The organism is Staphylococcus sp. FSL W8-0271 (genome assembly GCF_038006605.1).
Lineage (GTDB): Bacteria > Bacillota > Bacilli > Staphylococcales > Staphylococcaceae > Staphylococcus > Staphylococcus cohnii.
The window spans coordinates 1,588,776-1,604,238 of sequence record NZ_JBBOVM010000001.1 but is presented as its reverse complement, the minus strand read 5'-3'; the positions used below and the strand labels follow the sequence as shown (position 1 = coordinate 1,604,238).

13 protein-coding genes and 1 pseudogene are annotated in these 15,463 nt (G+C 32.6%); 12 read left to right on the top strand and 2 right to left on the bottom strand.

Annotated features, from left to right (window positions below; all coding sequences use genetic code 11):
* The first annotated feature begins 104 nt into the window (after positions 1-104).
* From NST87_RS07885 to NST87_RS07850, 8 genes are all read left to right on the top strand, one after another.
* Positions 105-4,421, top strand: coding sequence for a PolC-type DNA polymerase III (locus NST87_RS07885; RefSeq protein ID WP_340721535.1), 4,317 nt, complete (start codon positions 105-107; stop codon positions 4,419-4,421).
* 207 nt (positions 4,422-4,628) lie between these two features.
* Positions 4,629-5,096: a ribosome maturation factor RimP gene (rimP, locus tag NST87_RS07880; RefSeq protein ID WP_019468442.1), complete on the top strand. Its 468-nt coding sequence runs from the start codon at positions 4,629-4,631 to the stop codon at positions 5,094-5,096.
* Positions 5,097-5,119: 23 nt separating this feature from the next.
* Positions 5,120-6,316: a transcription termination factor NusA gene (gene nusA, locus NST87_RS07875; RefSeq protein WP_019468441.1), complete on the top strand. Its 1,197-nt coding sequence runs from the start codon at positions 5,120-5,122 to the stop codon at positions 6,314-6,316.
* A 15-nt stretch (positions 6,317-6,331) separates the two neighbouring features.
* The gene (gene rnpM, locus NST87_RS07870) at positions 6,332-6,616 is read left to right on the top strand and encodes an RNase P modulator RnpM (RefSeq protein ID WP_019468440.1); all 285 of its coding nucleotides are present in this window, start codon (positions 6,332-6,334) and stop codon (positions 6,614-6,616) included.
* Positions 6,613-6,930 carry a L7Ae/L30e/S12e/Gadd45 family ribosomal protein gene (locus NST87_RS07865; RefSeq protein ID WP_019468439.1) on the top strand — a complete coding sequence of 106 codons (318 nt, stop codon included), beginning with the start codon at positions 6,613-6,615 and terminating at the stop codon, positions 6,928-6,930. The genes rnpM and NST87_RS07865 overlap by 4 nt, the downstream gene beginning before the upstream one ends.
* A gap of 4 nt (positions 6,931-6,934) precedes the next feature.
* On the top strand, positions 6,935-9,049 hold the full coding sequence (gene infB / locus NST87_RS07860; protein ID WP_019468438.1) for a translation initiation factor IF-2: 2,115 nt from the start codon (positions 6,935-6,937) through the stop codon (positions 9,047-9,049).
* A gap of 314 nt (positions 9,050-9,363) precedes the next feature.
* On the top strand, positions 9,364-9,561 hold the full coding sequence (locus tag NST87_RS07855; RefSeq protein WP_340721532.1) for a hypothetical protein: 198 nt from the start codon (positions 9,364-9,366) through the stop codon (positions 9,559-9,561).
* On the top strand, positions 9,558-10,358 hold the full coding sequence (locus tag NST87_RS07850) for a hypothetical protein (RefSeq protein ID WP_340721531.1): 801 nt from the start codon (positions 9,558-9,560) through the stop codon (positions 10,356-10,358). Before NST87_RS07855 ends, NST87_RS07850 begins: the two co-directional genes overlap by 4 nt.
* On the opposite strand, the pseudogene NST87_RS07845 reads toward NST87_RS07850, so the two are convergent.
* Both NST87_RS07845 and NST87_RS07840 read right to left on the bottom strand, forming a co-directional pair.
* Positions 10,355-10,788: pseudogene (locus NST87_RS07845) on the bottom strand (transposase); the annotation flags it as partial. The gene NST87_RS07850 and the pseudogene NST87_RS07845 sit on opposite strands and share 4 nt — an antisense overlap.
* A gap of 545 nt (positions 10,789-11,333) precedes the next feature.
* Entirely contained in the window at positions 11,334-12,206 is an 873-nt protein-coding gene (locus tag NST87_RS07840) for an HTH domain-containing protein (protein ID WP_340721529.1), read from the bottom strand.
* 422 nt (positions 12,207-12,628) lie between these two features.
* On the opposite strand from NST87_RS07840, the gene rbfA reads away from it, so the two are divergent.
* The 4 genes from rbfA to rpsO all read left to right on the top strand — a co-directional run bounded on the left by rbfA (position 12,629) and on the right by rpsO (position 15,376).
* Positions 12,629-12,973 (top strand): 30S ribosome-binding factor RbfA, encoded by a 345-nt coding sequence (rbfA, locus tag NST87_RS07835; RefSeq protein WP_340721527.1) that lies wholly within the window; start codon positions 12,629-12,631, stop codon positions 12,971-12,973.
* Positions 12,974-13,099: 126 nt separating this feature from the next.
* Positions 13,100-14,017 carry a tRNA pseudouridine(55) synthase TruB gene (gene truB, locus NST87_RS07830; protein ID WP_040030599.1) on the top strand — a complete coding sequence of 306 codons (918 nt, stop codon included), beginning with the start codon at positions 13,100-13,102 and terminating at the stop codon, positions 14,015-14,017.
* 13 nt (positions 14,018-14,030) lie between these two features.
* Positions 14,031-15,002, top strand: a complete 972-nt coding sequence (locus NST87_RS07825; protein ID WP_071560310.1) for a bifunctional riboflavin kinase/FAD synthetase — start codon at positions 14,031-14,033, stop codon at positions 15,000-15,002.
* Between the two features lie 104 nt (positions 15,003-15,106).
* Entirely contained in the window at positions 15,107-15,376 is a 270-nt protein-coding gene (gene rpsO, locus NST87_RS07820) for a 30S ribosomal protein S15 (RefSeq protein ID WP_019468698.1), read from the top strand.
* The last annotated feature ends 87 nt before the right edge of the window (positions 15,377-15,463 follow it).

Genomic DNA, 15,463 nt, shown 5'->3' with positions numbered 1-15,463 from the left:
CTTTTCCGTTATAAGATAGATAATGTAAAAAATACATACGCGACAGTTAAAGCAATGATTTGAAATAGTAACGTAGTGTAATTAATAGTAAGGTGGTTATCGTCATGTCAATGACAAATCAAGAAAAATTTAAGGTCTTAGCTGATCAAATTAAAATTGCAGATCATTTGGATTCAGAAATTTTAGCACAAAGTGAATTAACGCGTGTAGATGTTAAAACAACTGATCGTATTTGGGTATTTCAGATAACATTTCCATATTTTTTACCTATAGAAGATTATCTGTTATTTATGAATGCAATTACTGAAGAATTTAAAACAATTGCCAAAGTTGATTGCAATTTTACAATTACGAATAAAGTGAATCAAGATGAATATGCCTTGAAATACTTTAGTTATTGTATTGATCAAACGCAATTATCACCAAAAGTAAAAGGTCAGTTGAAGCAAAAGCGCTTAATTATGTCAGGTGATGTTCTCAAAGTCATGTGTCAGAATGATATAGAACGTGATCATTTTGATAAAGCTTGCAATGGGAGTTTGATTAAAGCATTTCAACAATGTGGATTTGCAATCAGTAGTATCATTTTTGAAACTGATCACACTTCAAATGGGGACGATTTAGCCTCATTAGAGGCACATATTCAACAAGAAGATGAAAAAAGTGCTCGTGAAGCTACTGAAAAATTAGAAAAGATGCGCGCTGAAAAAGCCAAGCAACAAGATAATAACGAAAGTGCTGTAGCAAAATGTCAAATCGGTAAACCGATTCAAATAGAAAATGTAAAACCTATAGAATCGATTATCGAAGAAGAATTTAAAGTTGCGGTAGAAGGTGTTATCTTTGATATTAATTTAAAAGAATTGAAAAGTGGACGCCATATTGTTGAATTAAAAGTTACAGATTATACTGATTCATTAGTGCTGAAAATGTTCACTAGAAAAAATAAAGATGATTTAGCTCATTTTAAAGCGCTCAGTGTTGGTAAATGGGTGCGAGCACAAGGTCGAATAGAAGAAGACACATTCGTACGTGACTTAGTAATGATGATGTCTGATATTGAAGAAATAAAAAAAGCAGTTAAACAAGACAAAGCAGATGAGAAACGCGTAGAATTTCACTTGCATTCATCCATGAGTCAGATGGATGGCATTCCAAATATAAGCGCATATGTAGATCAAGCAGCCAAATGGGGCCATAAAGCGATTGCAATTACTGATCATAATGTGGTTCAAGCATTTCCAGATGCGCATGCTGCAGCTGAAAAAAATAATATTAAAATGATATATGGTATGGAAGGCATGTTGGTTGATGATGGTGTGCCCATAGCTTATAAGCCACAAGATATTGATTTAAAAACTGCAACATATGTTGTTTTTGACGTTGAAACAACAGGTTTATCTAATCAATATGATAAAATTATCGAACTCGCAGCTGTAAAAGTAAGAGAAGGAGAAATCATTGATAAGTTTGAACGTTTTAGTAATCCACATGAACGTTTATCTGAAACAATCAAGAATTTAACGCATATCACAGATGATATGCTCGTCAATGCGCCTGAAATTGAAACAGTATTAACAGAGTTTAAAGCGTGGGTCGGTGATGCGATATTTGTAGCACACAATGCATCATTTGACATGGGATTCATTGACACCGGTTATGAAAAAATTGGGCTAGGTGCATCAACGAATGGTGTGATAGATACACTTGAACTTTCCAGAACTATCAACACAGAATATGGTAAGCATGGTCTGAATTTCTTAGCTAAAAAATATGGTGTAGATTTAACACAGCATCACAGAGCGATTTATGATACTGAAGCAACAGCTTATATTTTTATAAAAATGTTAAAACAATTAGAAGAAGCGGAAGTTTATAATCATCAAGATATTAATAAATCGTTATCTAATGAAGATGCGTATAAACGTGCACGTCCAAATCACGTAACACTTATAGTGCAAAATCAACAAGGCTTGAAAAATTTATTTAAAATAGTAAGTGCATCTTTAGTTAAATATTATTATAGAACACCTAGAATTCCACGATCATTATTAGATGAATATCGAGAAGGTATTCTTGTTGGTTCTGCATGTGATGAAGGTGAAGTATTTACTGCAGTAATGCAAAAAGATCAATCGCAAGTGGAAAGAATAGCAAAATACTATGATTTCATTGAAGTACAGCCACCTGCATTATATCAAGATTTAATAGATAGAGAACTTGTGAGAGATAATGAGACATTGCATGAAATTTATCAACGTCTTATTCAAGCTGGAGATGTAAATGATATTCCTGTTATTGCGACAGGAAACGCGCATTATCTAAACGAACATGATGGTATTGCACGTAAAATTTTAATTGCATCACAGCCAGGTAACCCATTAAATCGTAGTACTTTACCTGAGGCACATTTTAGAACAACAGATGAAATGTTAGACGAATTACATTTCTTAGGTGAAGCAAAAGCACATGAACTAGTTGTTAAAAACACGAATGAATTAGCAGACCGTATCGAACGTGTAGTTCCGATAAAAGATGAATTGTATACGCCGCGTATGGAAGGTGCTAATGATGAAATACGAGATATGAGCTATGCCAATGCTAGAGCATTGTATGGCGAAGATTTACCACAAATTGTAATCGACCGATTAGAGAAAGAACTTGAAAGTATTATTGGGAATGGATTCTCCGTTATATATTTAATTTCGCAAAGACTTGTTAAAAAATCACTGGATGACGGTTACCTAGTAGGTTCACGTGGCTCTGTAGGTTCGAGTTTTGTAGCGACAATGACTGAAATTACAGAAGTTAATCCATTACCACCGCATTATATTTGTCCACAATGTAAAGAAAGTGAGTTCTTTAATGATGGATCTATTGGCTCTGGTTTTGATTTGCCAGATAAAAAATGTGGCACATGTGGTTGTGAATTGATTAAAGAAGGGCAAGATATTCCTTTTGAAACTTTCTTAGGCTTCAAAGGTGATAAAGTACCCGATATTGATTTGAACTTTAGTGGTGAGTATCAACCTCAAGCTCATAATTACACAAAAGAATTGTTTGGTGAAGACAAAGTCTTTCGTGCCGGTACAATTGGTACGGTGGCAGAAAAAACAGCTTTCGGTTTTGTAAAAGGATTTTTAAACGACCAAGGCATCCACAAAAGAGGTGCTGAAGTTGATAGACTCGTAAAAGGTTGCACGGGCGTAAAACGTACAACAGGACAACATCCAGGTGGTATCATCGTTGTCCCAGATTATATGGATATCTACGATTTTACACCGGTTCAATTTCCGGCAGATGATCAATCATCAGCTTGGATGACAACACATTTCGATTTCCACTCAATACATGATAACGTATTGAAACTGGATATATTAGGACACGATGACCCGACGATGATCCGTATGTTACAGGATTTATCAGGTATTGATCCTAAAACGATACCTGTTGATGATAAGGAGACCATGGGTATTTTTAGTTCACCAGAACCATTAGGTGTAACATCCGAGCAAATTTTATGTAAAACTGGAACATTTGGTGTGCCTGAATTTGGTACAGGATTTGTTCGTCAAATGTTAGAAGATACCAAGCCAACTACATTTTCAGAATTAGTTAGAATATCTGGATTATCACATGGTACAGATGTTTGGCTAGGTAACGCACAAGATTTAATACGTTCAGGAACTTGTGATTTATCAAGTGTCATTTGTTGTCGTGATGATATTATGGTTTATTTAATGTATAACGGATTAGAACCATCACTAGCCTTTAAGACAATGGAATTTGTGCGTAAAGGTAAAGGACTTACGGATGATATGGTTGAAGCAATGGTAGACAATGAAGTGCCCGATTGGTATTTGGACTCATGTAGAAAAATTAAATATATGTTCCCTAAAGCGCATGCTGCAGCATATGTGTTGATGGCGGTACGTATTGCATATTTCAAAGTCCATTATCCACTTTACTACTATGCAAGTTACTTTACAGTGCGTGCATCTGATTTTGATTTAATCTCAATGATTAAAGATAAAGAAGGTATTCGAAATACAGTAAACGATATGTATTCACGCTACATGGATTTAGCAAAAAAAGAAAAAGATACATTAACTGTATTAGAAATCATGAATGAAATGGCGCAACGTGGTTATCGTATGCAACCGATTAGTTTAGAGAAGAGTAAAGCATTTGATTTTATCATTGAAGATGATAGTTTGATTCCGCCATTTATTGCTGTTCCTGGATTAGGAGAAAACGTTGCACAACGTATAGTTGAGGCACGTGAAGAAGGGCCGTTTTTATCTAAAGAAGATTTAAATAAAAAAGCAGGTTTGTCACAAAAAGTCATTGAATATTTAGACGAACTTGGTTCATTACCTAACTTGCCAGATAAAGCACAATTATCAATATTTGATATGTAATCTGTCAATATATTGATTAAAATTGAATGTCAAAATGCCAAATGTATAAAAATTTGATATTAGTTAATGTCATACTATATGAAAGATATAGTTGTTTGTATAGGAAATAAACATATGGTATAATAATATTGCTTAAAAAATTAGACTCAGGCAGGAAGAGTGGGCGTTATACCCGCTCTTTTCTATTTGCCAAAAAAGGAGGTCAGTATGAGTAAAGTAACTGAGCAAGTTGAATCAATTATTCAACCCGTCCTTGACGACTTAAATTTCGAATTAGTTGAAGTCGAATACACAAAAGAAGGAAAAGATTACTTCTTAAGAGTATCCATTGATAAAGAAGGTGGCGTCGATTTAAACGATTGTGCCCTAGCTTCTGAAAAGATTAGTGAGGTTATGGATGAAGAAGATCCTATTCAAGAAATGTATTATTTAGATGTAGCTTCTCCAGGTGCTGAAAGACCTATAAAAAAAGAAAAAGATTTCCAAAATGCTGTTTCAAAACCGATATACGTTTCTTTATATGCGCCTATTGAAGGTGGAAAAGAATGGTTAGGTATCTTAAAAGAAGTAACTAGTGAAACGATTATTATGGAAGTAAAAGAAAAATCAAAGAAGAAACAAGTTGAAATTCCAAGAAATAAAATCGCTAAAGCACGTCATGCTGTAATGCTTTAATGTGATGAGGAGGATGATAAATCGTGTCAAGTAATGAATTATTATTAGCAACTGAATATTTAGAAAAAGAAAAAAAGATTCCAAGAGAAGTTTTAATTGATGCAATTGAAGCAGCGTTGATTACTGCATATAAAAAGAACTATGACAGTGCAAGAAGTGTACGCGTTGAGTTAAACATGGATGAAGGTACATTTCATGTAATTGCGCGTAAACAAGTCGTGGAAGAAGTAATGGATAATAGAGAAGAGATCGACTTAAGTACAGCACTAGTTAAAAATCCAGCATATGAAGTTGGTGATATCTACGAAGAAGACGTAACGCCAAGTGATTTTGGACGTGTAGGTGCACAAGCTGCGAAACAAGCTGTAATGCAACGTTTACGCGATGCTGAGCGTGAAATATTATATGATGAATTTATTGATAAAGAAGATGATATTGTTAATGGTCTTATTGATAGAGTCGATCATCGTTATGTTTATGTTAATTTAGGACGCACAGAAGCTGTATTATCTGAAGCTGAAAGAAGCCCTAATGATAGCTACATTCCTAATGAGAGAATTAGAGTGTATGTCAATAAAGTAGAGCAAACTACAAAAGGGCCTCAAATTTACGTTTCACGTAGTCATCCTGGATTATTAAAACGCTTATTTGAACAAGAAGTACCAGAAATTTTTGACGGTACAGTAATTGTAAAATCAGTTGCTCGCGAAGCTGGAGATCGTTCTAAAATCAGCGTTCATTCAGATAATCCAGATATCGATGCTGTAGGTGCATGTGTAGGCGCTAAAGGTTCCCGTGTTGAAGCGGTTGTAGAAGAATTAGGCGGCGAAAAAATTGACATCGTTCAATGGAATGAAGATCCGAAGGTATTTGTTAAAAATGCTTTAAGCCCTTCTCAAGTACTACAAGTCATTGTTGATGAAGAAAACCAATCAACGGTTGTTGTTGTGCCTGACTATCAATTATCTTTAGCAATCGGTAAGCGTGGACAAAACGCACGTTTAGCTGCCAAATTAACTGGTTGGAAAATTGATATAAAATCAGAAAGTGATGCTAGAGCTGAAGGCGTTTATCCTACAGATGAGGCGATTGAAACTGAGGATGTTGAAAATATTGAGCAAAACACAGACATTGATTTAGAAGAAGTTAATACAGAAATTAATGACTTCAAAAAAGATGAAGAAACAGATAGCTTAGATGAAGAAGACGCTGAAAAATAATTTGGAGTGAGCTTTATGAAAAAGAAAAAAATTCCAATGCGTAAATGTATACTTTCAAACGACATGCATCCTAAAAAAGATATGATTCGAGTTGTTATTAATAAAGAAGGCGAAATTTTTGCTGATGCAACTGGAAAGCAGCAAGGTCGTGGTGCATATGTATCAAAAGATGTTAAATTAGTAGAAGATGCACAAAAAAAAGGTGTATTAGAAAAATACTTTAAAGTTGATGCAGAAACTCTAAATCCTGTATATAAGGAAATTATACGTCTTATTTATCGTGAAGAGATACCTAAATGACTATAGAGAAAATTGTGAATTTTTTAGGGTTAGCAATGCGTGCTGGAAAAGTTAAAACAGGTGAATCAGTCATTTTAAATGACATTAAAAAAAATAGATTGAAGCTCGTAATTATTGCAACTGATGCTTCTGAAAATACAATGACAATGTTTCAGAACAAGTGTGAAAGTTACCATATATCATTTCGCATATTTGGAACGAGAGCTGAATTAGGACAAGCTTTAGGTAAAGCAGAACGAGTTAACATTGGAATCACTGATCAAGGCTTTGCTAAAAAGTTAGTGTCAATGATAGATGAATATCGTAAGGAGTGACTATATGAGTAAAATAAGAATTTACGAATACGCCAAAGGTTTAAAATTAAAAAGTAAAGATATTATAGATGAGTTAAAGAAGATGGACGTTGAGGTAACGAGCCATATGCAAACGTTAGAAGACGACCAAATAAAAGCATTAGATAAAGTTTATAAACCGGAAAAATCCAATCAAGCAGAACAAAAACAACAAGGTCAAAATCAACAAAAATCATCAAATAGCAAGTCTAATGCTAATAAAAAAGATAATAATAATCAAAATCACAAACAAAATAATAAGAATAATAACAAAAATAAGAAGAACAATAAGAACAACAAAAATAATAATAAAAACAAACAAACGAAACAGGAAGAACCAAAAGAGATACCTTCACACATCATTTATCAAGAAGGTATAACTGTTGGAGAACTTGCTGAAAAAATTAATGTTGATTCTTCAGAAATTATTAAAAAGCTATTCTTATTAGGAATAATGGCTAACATTAATCAAGCATTAGATGATGAAACATTAGAATTGATTGCTGATGATTATGGTGTAGAAGTGGAAAAAGAAGTTGTTATTGATGAAGAAGATTTATCAATTTATTTTGATGATGAATCTGAAGATGAAGATGCAGTAGAAAGACCAGCAGTCGTTACTATTATGGGACATGTTGACCATGGTAAAACAACATTATTGGATTCTATCCGTCACACACAAGTAACAGCAGGTGAAGCTGGTGGTATTACACAACATATCGGTGCTTATCAAATTGAAAATGATGGCAAAAAAATTACTTTCCTTGATACACCAGGACATGCTGCATTCACAACGATGCGTGCACGTGGTGCACAAGTAACTGATATTACAATTTTGGTAGTAGCAGCAGATGATGGCGTAATGCCTCAAACGATAGAAGCTATTAATCACGCCAAAGAGGCGAATGTACCAACAATTGTAGCTGTCAATAAAGTTGATAAACCAACTGCTAACCCGGACAGAGTAATGCAAGAATTGACTGAATATGGTTTGATTCCTGAAGCTTGGGGCGGCGATACAATTTTCGTACCACTTTCTGCTTTAAGCGGTGATGGTATTGAAGATTTAATAGAAATGATTGGCCTTACATCTGAAATACAAGAACTAAAAGCTAATCCTGAGAAAAAAGCAGTAGGTACAGTGATAGAAGCAGAATTAGATAAATCACGTGGTCCATCTGCATCACTTCTAGTGCAAAATGGTACGTTACATGTCGGAGATGCATTGGTTGTTGGTAATACGTACGGTAGAATTCGTGCGATGGTTAACGATTTAGGACAAAGAATTAAATCTGCAGAGCCATCTACTCCTGTTGAAATTACAGGTATTCATGATGTACCACAAGCTGGGGATCGTTTTGTTGTGTTTAAAGATGAGAAACAAGCAAGACGTATTGGAGAAGCACGTCATGAAGCCAATGTTTTACAACAACGTCAAGAAAGTAAGAGCGTTTCACTAGATAATTTATTTGAACAAATGAAACAAGGTGAAATGAAAGATTTAAATGTCATCATTAAAGGTGATGTCCAAGGTTCTGTAGAAGCACTTGCAGCTTCATTAATGAAAATTGAAGTAGAAGGTGTTAATGTTCGTATTATTCACACTGCAGTAGGTGCGATAAACGAATCCGATGTGACCTTAGCGAATGCGTCAAATGGTATTATCATTGGTTTCAATGTAAGACCGGATACGGGTGCCAAACGTGCAGCTGAAACAGAAGGTGTAGACATGAGATTACACCGTGTCATTTATAGCGTTATTGAAGAAATAGAGGCTGCAATGAAAGGCTTGCTAGATCCAGAATATGAAGAACAAGTGATTGGTCAAGCAGAAGTACGTCAAACATTTAAAGTTTCAAAAGTAGGTACAATTGCTGGTAGTTATGTTACAGATGGTAAGATTACTAGAAATGCGGGTGTCCGTGTTATCAGAGATGGTATTGTACAATTTGAAGGTGAATTAGACACGTTAAAACGTTATAAAGACGATGCTAAAGAAGTAGCTCAAGGCTATGAATGTGGTATCACAATTGAGAAATATAACGATTTAAAAGAAGGCGACATTATAGAAGCTTTCGAAATGGTTGAAATTAAAAGATAAAGTCAGTTATCTTAAATAAATAAGAAAAATAAACCGTAGGCTAATTTATAGTGTTAGCTTACGGTTTTTTTCTTTTAAATATGTTATCTTTTGGGTAATAGCATGTATACCTTTGAATCATTTAAAATAATTGTTTACTTTTATAATTTATTTTAATGTTTTGCTTTAAGTGCATAGTTACTTGAATATTTAACCATTTATTAAGCATTGTGAACGAGTTAAAAAATTTTAAGTAAAATTGCTTGTTACCTTAATCTGGACACTAACTGTCTATGTACTTAATTAAACTTAGCATAAATAGGAGGTTATAAGTGATGAGTGAATATTTAAAAGAAATAAATGAATTTTGGCAAGAATACTTGGATCAATATAACTCTATTTATGACTTAGATACGTTAAATGAAATAATAAAAAGACATGACACAACTGCTTTCTTACACCCACAAGATTTAGCATACTTCAAAAAAATTTCGGTGAAGATTTTAGTAATATCCCAAGATTTAAAAAGTTGATTGATTTTGCAAATGGGAAAGTGAAAATTAATAAGCATAGACAACGAATTGTACAAAATGATGCAGTATTAAGCCCAGCCATAGCAAGACCATATTTTGGAAATCCTGAAATAGCAGATATAGTAATTTTGAAAAAAAAGGCTGAGAACGATTTTATAATTAATGATCCTTCATTACCAGAAGAAATGATAGTACATTATCGTAATAGAATATTGCAAGATATCCAAGGTAAGTTGAATTTAAACGGACAAAAAGTATTTCTTCCGTATATAGATCATCATTGTTGGTTTAAGAAATATATCTATAGTAATGGGTCTATATTAAAACAATTTAATATTAATCCAAATAGAGTGATGGTTATGAATTTCTTTCCATATCAAACTGGCCATACAGCAGGTATACCAAAAGATTTTTTAACATTTAATCATTATCTACCATCACAAGTTATGAATTTTGAACTATTATTAAAAATTATAAATGATGATAAGCGGAGGATTTATATTGTAAGTGAAGAAGAACTCTTTATTTCAATCTTTAAAAATTTTACCAATAGTGAATTACATCAATACCTTGTTGACAATTTGTTTGTACTTTCATCTAAACAGAATAGACACATCACTGCATGTAATGTATTGAGTTATAAAGAGCATGTTAAGCGTTTAAAAAAGAAAGAATCATTAAATAAAATAGATTATTATAAGTGGAATCAACAACAAAAAAAAGAGCGAGAGTTAGGGAATTCGGATTTTATAAGAAAACTTAAAGCAATCCAATATAAAGAAGCCTTACCACGTTAGTAAAATTGAAAATGACTAAAAAGGTTCGGGACATAAATGTCTCTGACTAAACAGAAAACGATAATTTCTATTGAAATAATGTAGAAATTGTCGTTTTCTTTATTTCTATCAAATAGTGTAGTTCGTTGAGCTGCTATTTTCCTTACATTCAATGCCATAAAGACAAACCATAATTCTCTTTTGACTTTGTCTATCCCTCGAACTGGCATTCGAGTGAAACCTAAAATAGCCTTCATAACTCCAAAAACTGGTTCTACATCAATTTTTCTTTGACTGTAGATTTTTAAGTTTCTGTTTCTGAAAACTGCTGATTCATTTGAGATTTAAAATACTCCCAATTAAAATGCTTTATTATCATCTTATTAGTTTTTGAATTGTTTTTCATTCATAAATTATTAAATGGATATTTTAAACAATCATCACATGCGTATCATTTGAGTCATGTTATTAATTTTATAAAATAAGAACTTCATCAATATATTAGAGGTAATGAATTGTTTCAAATGAGCTTTTGCTTTTGTATCTTGACAAATATTCCAAACGATTTTGCATCGTGCTGACGCCCGGGGAAATGATATGAGCGAGAGACTACTGGCTCGAACCGTATCCCCAGGCAAGCATGCACGATCAAAATCGTAAATTTTCAAATGGAAATGACGCATCCATCATGTGTACTCATATTAAGTTATATCTTTTGGTTGATTAAAAATATGACTTTTTATTTGATGTATCAGTTAAATAATACGAAGCTTTTTTCTATTGTATTAAAACACATCTCTTATAAAGATTTTGCATCGTACTGACGCCCGGGGAAATGATATGAGCGAGAGACTACAGGCTCGAGCCATATCCCCAGGCAAGCATGCACGATCAAAATCGGAAGATTTTAAATATAAAGAGGACAAATCCATTGTTAAGGATTTGCCCTCTTATTTTGAGAAGGGGGATTTATGTCCCAGCCTCTTTAGTATGTCGTTAAATAAGATAATGTTTAAATAACAATTTGATTTTATTTTTGAAATCCTCCACATAATGATCTGGTTTTAATAAAATGATTTCTTGTGGATATTCATATGCTAAGTGTAGGCATTCGCTTTTTGAAATAATGAGTTCAGCTTCAATAAATGCTTCGTTATTTTGGACATTCAGGACTATAAATTGACGTTGAATTTGTTCCCATATAGATGAACAGAATTTCATAGTGACAGTTGGGACCTGTAGAAAAATATTTTCGTCAAATGCCTCATCAAATTGATAAATATCAAGGATTGAATTTAAATCTTGTGTATAAATTTTGTTCTGATATATATAAGTAATCCAATATTTATTTTTGTAATGTCTTGTATATACTGGTACAACTTTATATGTTTGATGATCAACATCATTTAGTGAAATTATCTGTTTATTTTGTATAGCAAGTTGTATTTTATAAATAAGTGTTGATTCTGTTAATTCGTGATTGATTGTAAATTGATTGAGTAATGTATTAGATAAAAATTTTTCAGCTAGATTCGAATTACTGTTTAGCCCTCTAATTAAATTATAAGTGTCAATATGAATGTTGGGCGTGAAATTTTTCATTCTAAATAGCAGATTAAGTAATCGATTATTTTTAAATTTATAGCGATCTATTCTTATGCGATGGCGGCCTATATTGTTTTCATAAACAATTCTCGCATTGAGTCCTTCCCATTCATGGTCTTCATATAAAAAATTGTTTATATCACTAAAATCTCGCTGTATTGATCTTACATTAACATTTAATTGTTCTGCGAGTTCTTCTTTGCTTAATTTTTTTCCATTAAATAGACGAGTGAAAATATAAAGTAGTCTTTCTGATTTATCCAAGTATACACGCTCCTAACAATTTCAATAGAAAAATTCATTTTTTTATTAGTTTGAATTATAGCATGATACCTTCTATAATGTGTAAAACAATATAAAATAATTTAGAAACTTAGTTGTTTCTTAAATAGTAATCATTTATAAAATTCAATGTAAATTTTATAAACTATAGCAGTATTTAAAAATAAAAATGTAATAAAGTTTCAAGCTCTAACACTTAGGAAATATAATTGTGCCTAACTGTAATAAAAATAATGTTTTATCGTTTCATAACAATTACCTTTTTAAGTTATAATGATTTAGTAATTAAATTTTTTTGAGTAAAAAAAAGAATGAAGTTTGTTTGACGTTGTGAAATGAACTGTCATATAATCTTTAAGTAAGATAAATATACATGTATGAATGATATTTGTGAGGTGAAATATATGAATATGAGAGCTGAACGTGTTGGCGAACAAATGAAACAAGAAATCATGGACATCGTTAACAATAAAGTAAAAGACCCTAGAATTGGTTTCTTAACAATAACAGAAGTTCAATTAACGAATGATTTATCTATTGCAACAATTTATTTAACTGTACTTGGTAATGATAAACAGATTGATGATACGTTTAAAGGTTTAGAGAAAGCAAAAGGATTTATCAAATCTGAAATTGGTTCAAGAATGCGCTTAAGAATTGTACCAGATTTAAAGTTTGAATACGATGAGTCTATTGACTACGGAAATAAAATCGAAAAAATCATACAAGATTTACACAAAAATGATTAATTTTAAAAGCTGAAACAAACATTCACTGGGATTGTTGTTTCAGCTTTTTTATAACCATTTCTTTATTGAGACGTGTTAATATAAGTAAGGAATGATAATAAAAGGACGATTGAAGGTGACATTAAAATGTATAACGGTATTTTACCTGTGTACAAAGAACGTGGCTTAACAAGCCATGACGTTGTATTTAAATTAAGGAAAATTTTAAAAACCAAAAAGGTGGGGCATACTGGTACATTAGATCCTGAAGTTTCAGGTGTATTACCCATATGTATAGGTCCAGCGACTAAGGTAAGCGATTATATTATGGAAATGGGAAAGACCTATTTTGCAACTGTATACTTAGGCTTTAGTACCACTACAGAAGATCAGACAGGTGAAATTTTAGAAAAAAAAACCATTGGTGAAGACGCACTTAATGGGGAACAAATAGATAGCGCATTAGCACATTTTGAAGGTATAATTACGCAAATCCCTCCGATGTATTCATCAGTGAAGGTTAACGGTAAAAAGCTTTATGAATATGCAAGAAAAAATGAAACTGTCGAAAGACCTTCAAGAGAAGTCGAGATTTTCGACATTAAACGAGCGTCTGAACTACGATTTGAAAATCAAGGTTGCCAGTTTGATATCAAAGTAAAATGCGGTAAAGGTACTTATATTAGAACGTTGGCAACAGATATAGGAAAAGCGCTTGAATTACCAGCACATATGTCAAAGTTAACAAGAATACAAAGTGGTGGTTTTGATATTGAAAATAGTCTTACAATCGAAGATATACAATCACTACATGAGCATGAAACATTACAGGAAAAACTTTTTCCGATAGAATATGGTCTGAGAGGTTTGAAAAAAATCAACATATCAAATGAAAGTCAAAGATTTAAAATATTGAATGGTCAAAAATTTAATACAAATGAATTTGATCAATCCATAGATACGTTGGTTGTGATGTTTGATACACTAAATAATAAGGCATTAGCAATTTATACACCGCATCCTGAGAAACCTTATGAAATAAAACCGAAGAAGGTATTTAACTAAAGGAGAAATAGCCATGAAAGTAATTGAAGTAACTCATCCGATTCAAGAAGATCAGTATATAGCAGAAGATGTAGCAATGGCATTTGGTTTTTTTGATGGCATGCATAAAGGTCATGCAGAGGTATTTGATACTTTAGAAAAAAAGGCAGAGGCATCGAATTTAAAGAAAGCTGTGATGACATTTGATCCGCATCCTTCTGTTGTTTTAAATCCTGAACTTAAACGTACGGATTACTTAACACCGATTCAAGATAAAATAGAAATATTAGAATCTTACGGGATTGACTATTGCATTGTTATTAACTTTTCTTCTAAATTTGCCAATGTAAGTGCAGAAGAATTTATACAGGAATACATCATTAATAACCATGTAAAAGAAGTAATTGCAGGTTTTGATTTTACGTTTGGCAAATTTGGTAAAGGCAACATGATGATTTTAGATGAAATGTCAGATTTTAATACGACTATCGTAAGTAAACAAGAAATTGAATCGGAGAAAATATCTACAACAGATATTAGAAAATCACTGAAAACAGGTGACTTACAAAAGGCAAACGATGAGCTTGGATATCGGTATCGTATCAAAGGTATGGTTGTACAAGGAGAAAAACGAGGAAGAACAATTGGTTTTCCTACAGCGAATGTAGAGCCGAGTGGAGATTACGTATTGCCTAAAAATGGTGTTTATGCCGTGAGTATGAAAATAGGTGCAAATGATAAAATTTATCGTGGAGCTGCCAACGTTGGTGTCAAACCAACATTTCATGATCCTTCTAAAGCACAAGTTGTCATAGAGGTGAATCTGTTTGACTTCCATGAAAACATATACGGTGAACGTGTTATCGTTTATTGGCATCATTATTTAAGACCAGAAGTTAAATTTGATGGTATAGATCCTTTAGTTGAACAAATGAATAAGGATAAAGAAAAAGCGAAATATTTACTTTCTGTTGATTTTGGTGACGAAATATCATATAATATTTAAGTCTGATGTGTTACACACATACAAGGCACCTTTATCTTGGCAGTTCGAGACTCCGACGATTGCTCGGATAAAGGCGCATAAAAATAAAAAGGAGGAAATTGACTATGGCAATTTCACAAGAACGTAAAAATGAATTAATTAAAGAATATCGTACACACGAAGCGGACACTGGTTCTCCAGAAGTACAAATCGCTGTGTTAACTGCAGAAATCACTGCATTAAACACTCATTTACGTGAACATACGAAAGATCACCATTCACGTCGTGGATTATTAAAAATGGTAGGTCGTCGTAGACACTTATTAAACTACTTACGTAGCAAAGATATTCAACGTTACCGTGAATTAATTAAATCATTAGGTATCCGTCGTTAATCTTTAGACGTATATTTATCGGGAAAGAACCTTTGGGGTCTTTCCCTTTTTTATAATTTTAGCATTTATAATTATACATTAAACTAT

Coding starts and splice junctions, on each gene's coding strand:
- NST87_RS07885 (WP_340721535.1), top strand. CDS start 105: ATGTCAATGACAAATCAAGAAAAATTTAAGGTCTTAGCTGATCAAATT.
- rimP (WP_019468442.1), top strand. CDS start 4,629: ATGAGTAAAGTAACTGAGCAAGTTGAATCAATTATTCAACCCGTCCTT.
- rnpM (WP_019468440.1), top strand. CDS start 6,332: ATGAAAAAGAAAAAAATTCCAATGCGTAAATGTATACTTTCAAACGAC.
- NST87_RS07865 (WP_019468439.1), top strand. CDS start 6,613: ATGACTATAGAGAAAATTGTGAATTTTTTAGGGTTAGCAATGCGTGCT.
- infB (WP_019468438.1), top strand. CDS start 6,935: ATGAGTAAAATAAGAATTTACGAATACGCCAAAGGTTTAAAATTAAAA.
- NST87_RS07855 (WP_340721532.1), top strand. CDS start 9,364: ATGAGTGAATATTTAAAAGAAATAAATGAATTTTGGCAAGAATACTTG.
- rbfA (WP_340721527.1), top strand. CDS start 12,629: ATGAATATGAGAGCTGAACGTGTTGGCGAACAAATGAAACAAGAAATC.
- truB (WP_040030599.1), top strand. CDS start 13,100: ATGTATAACGGTATTTTACCTGTGTACAAAGAACGTGGCTTAACAAGC.
- NST87_RS07825 (WP_071560310.1), top strand. CDS start 14,031: ATGAAAGTAATTGAAGTAACTCATCCGATTCAAGAAGATCAGTATATA.
- rpsO (WP_019468698.1), top strand. CDS start 15,107: ATGGCAATTTCACAAGAACGTAAAAATGAATTAATTAAAGAATATCGT.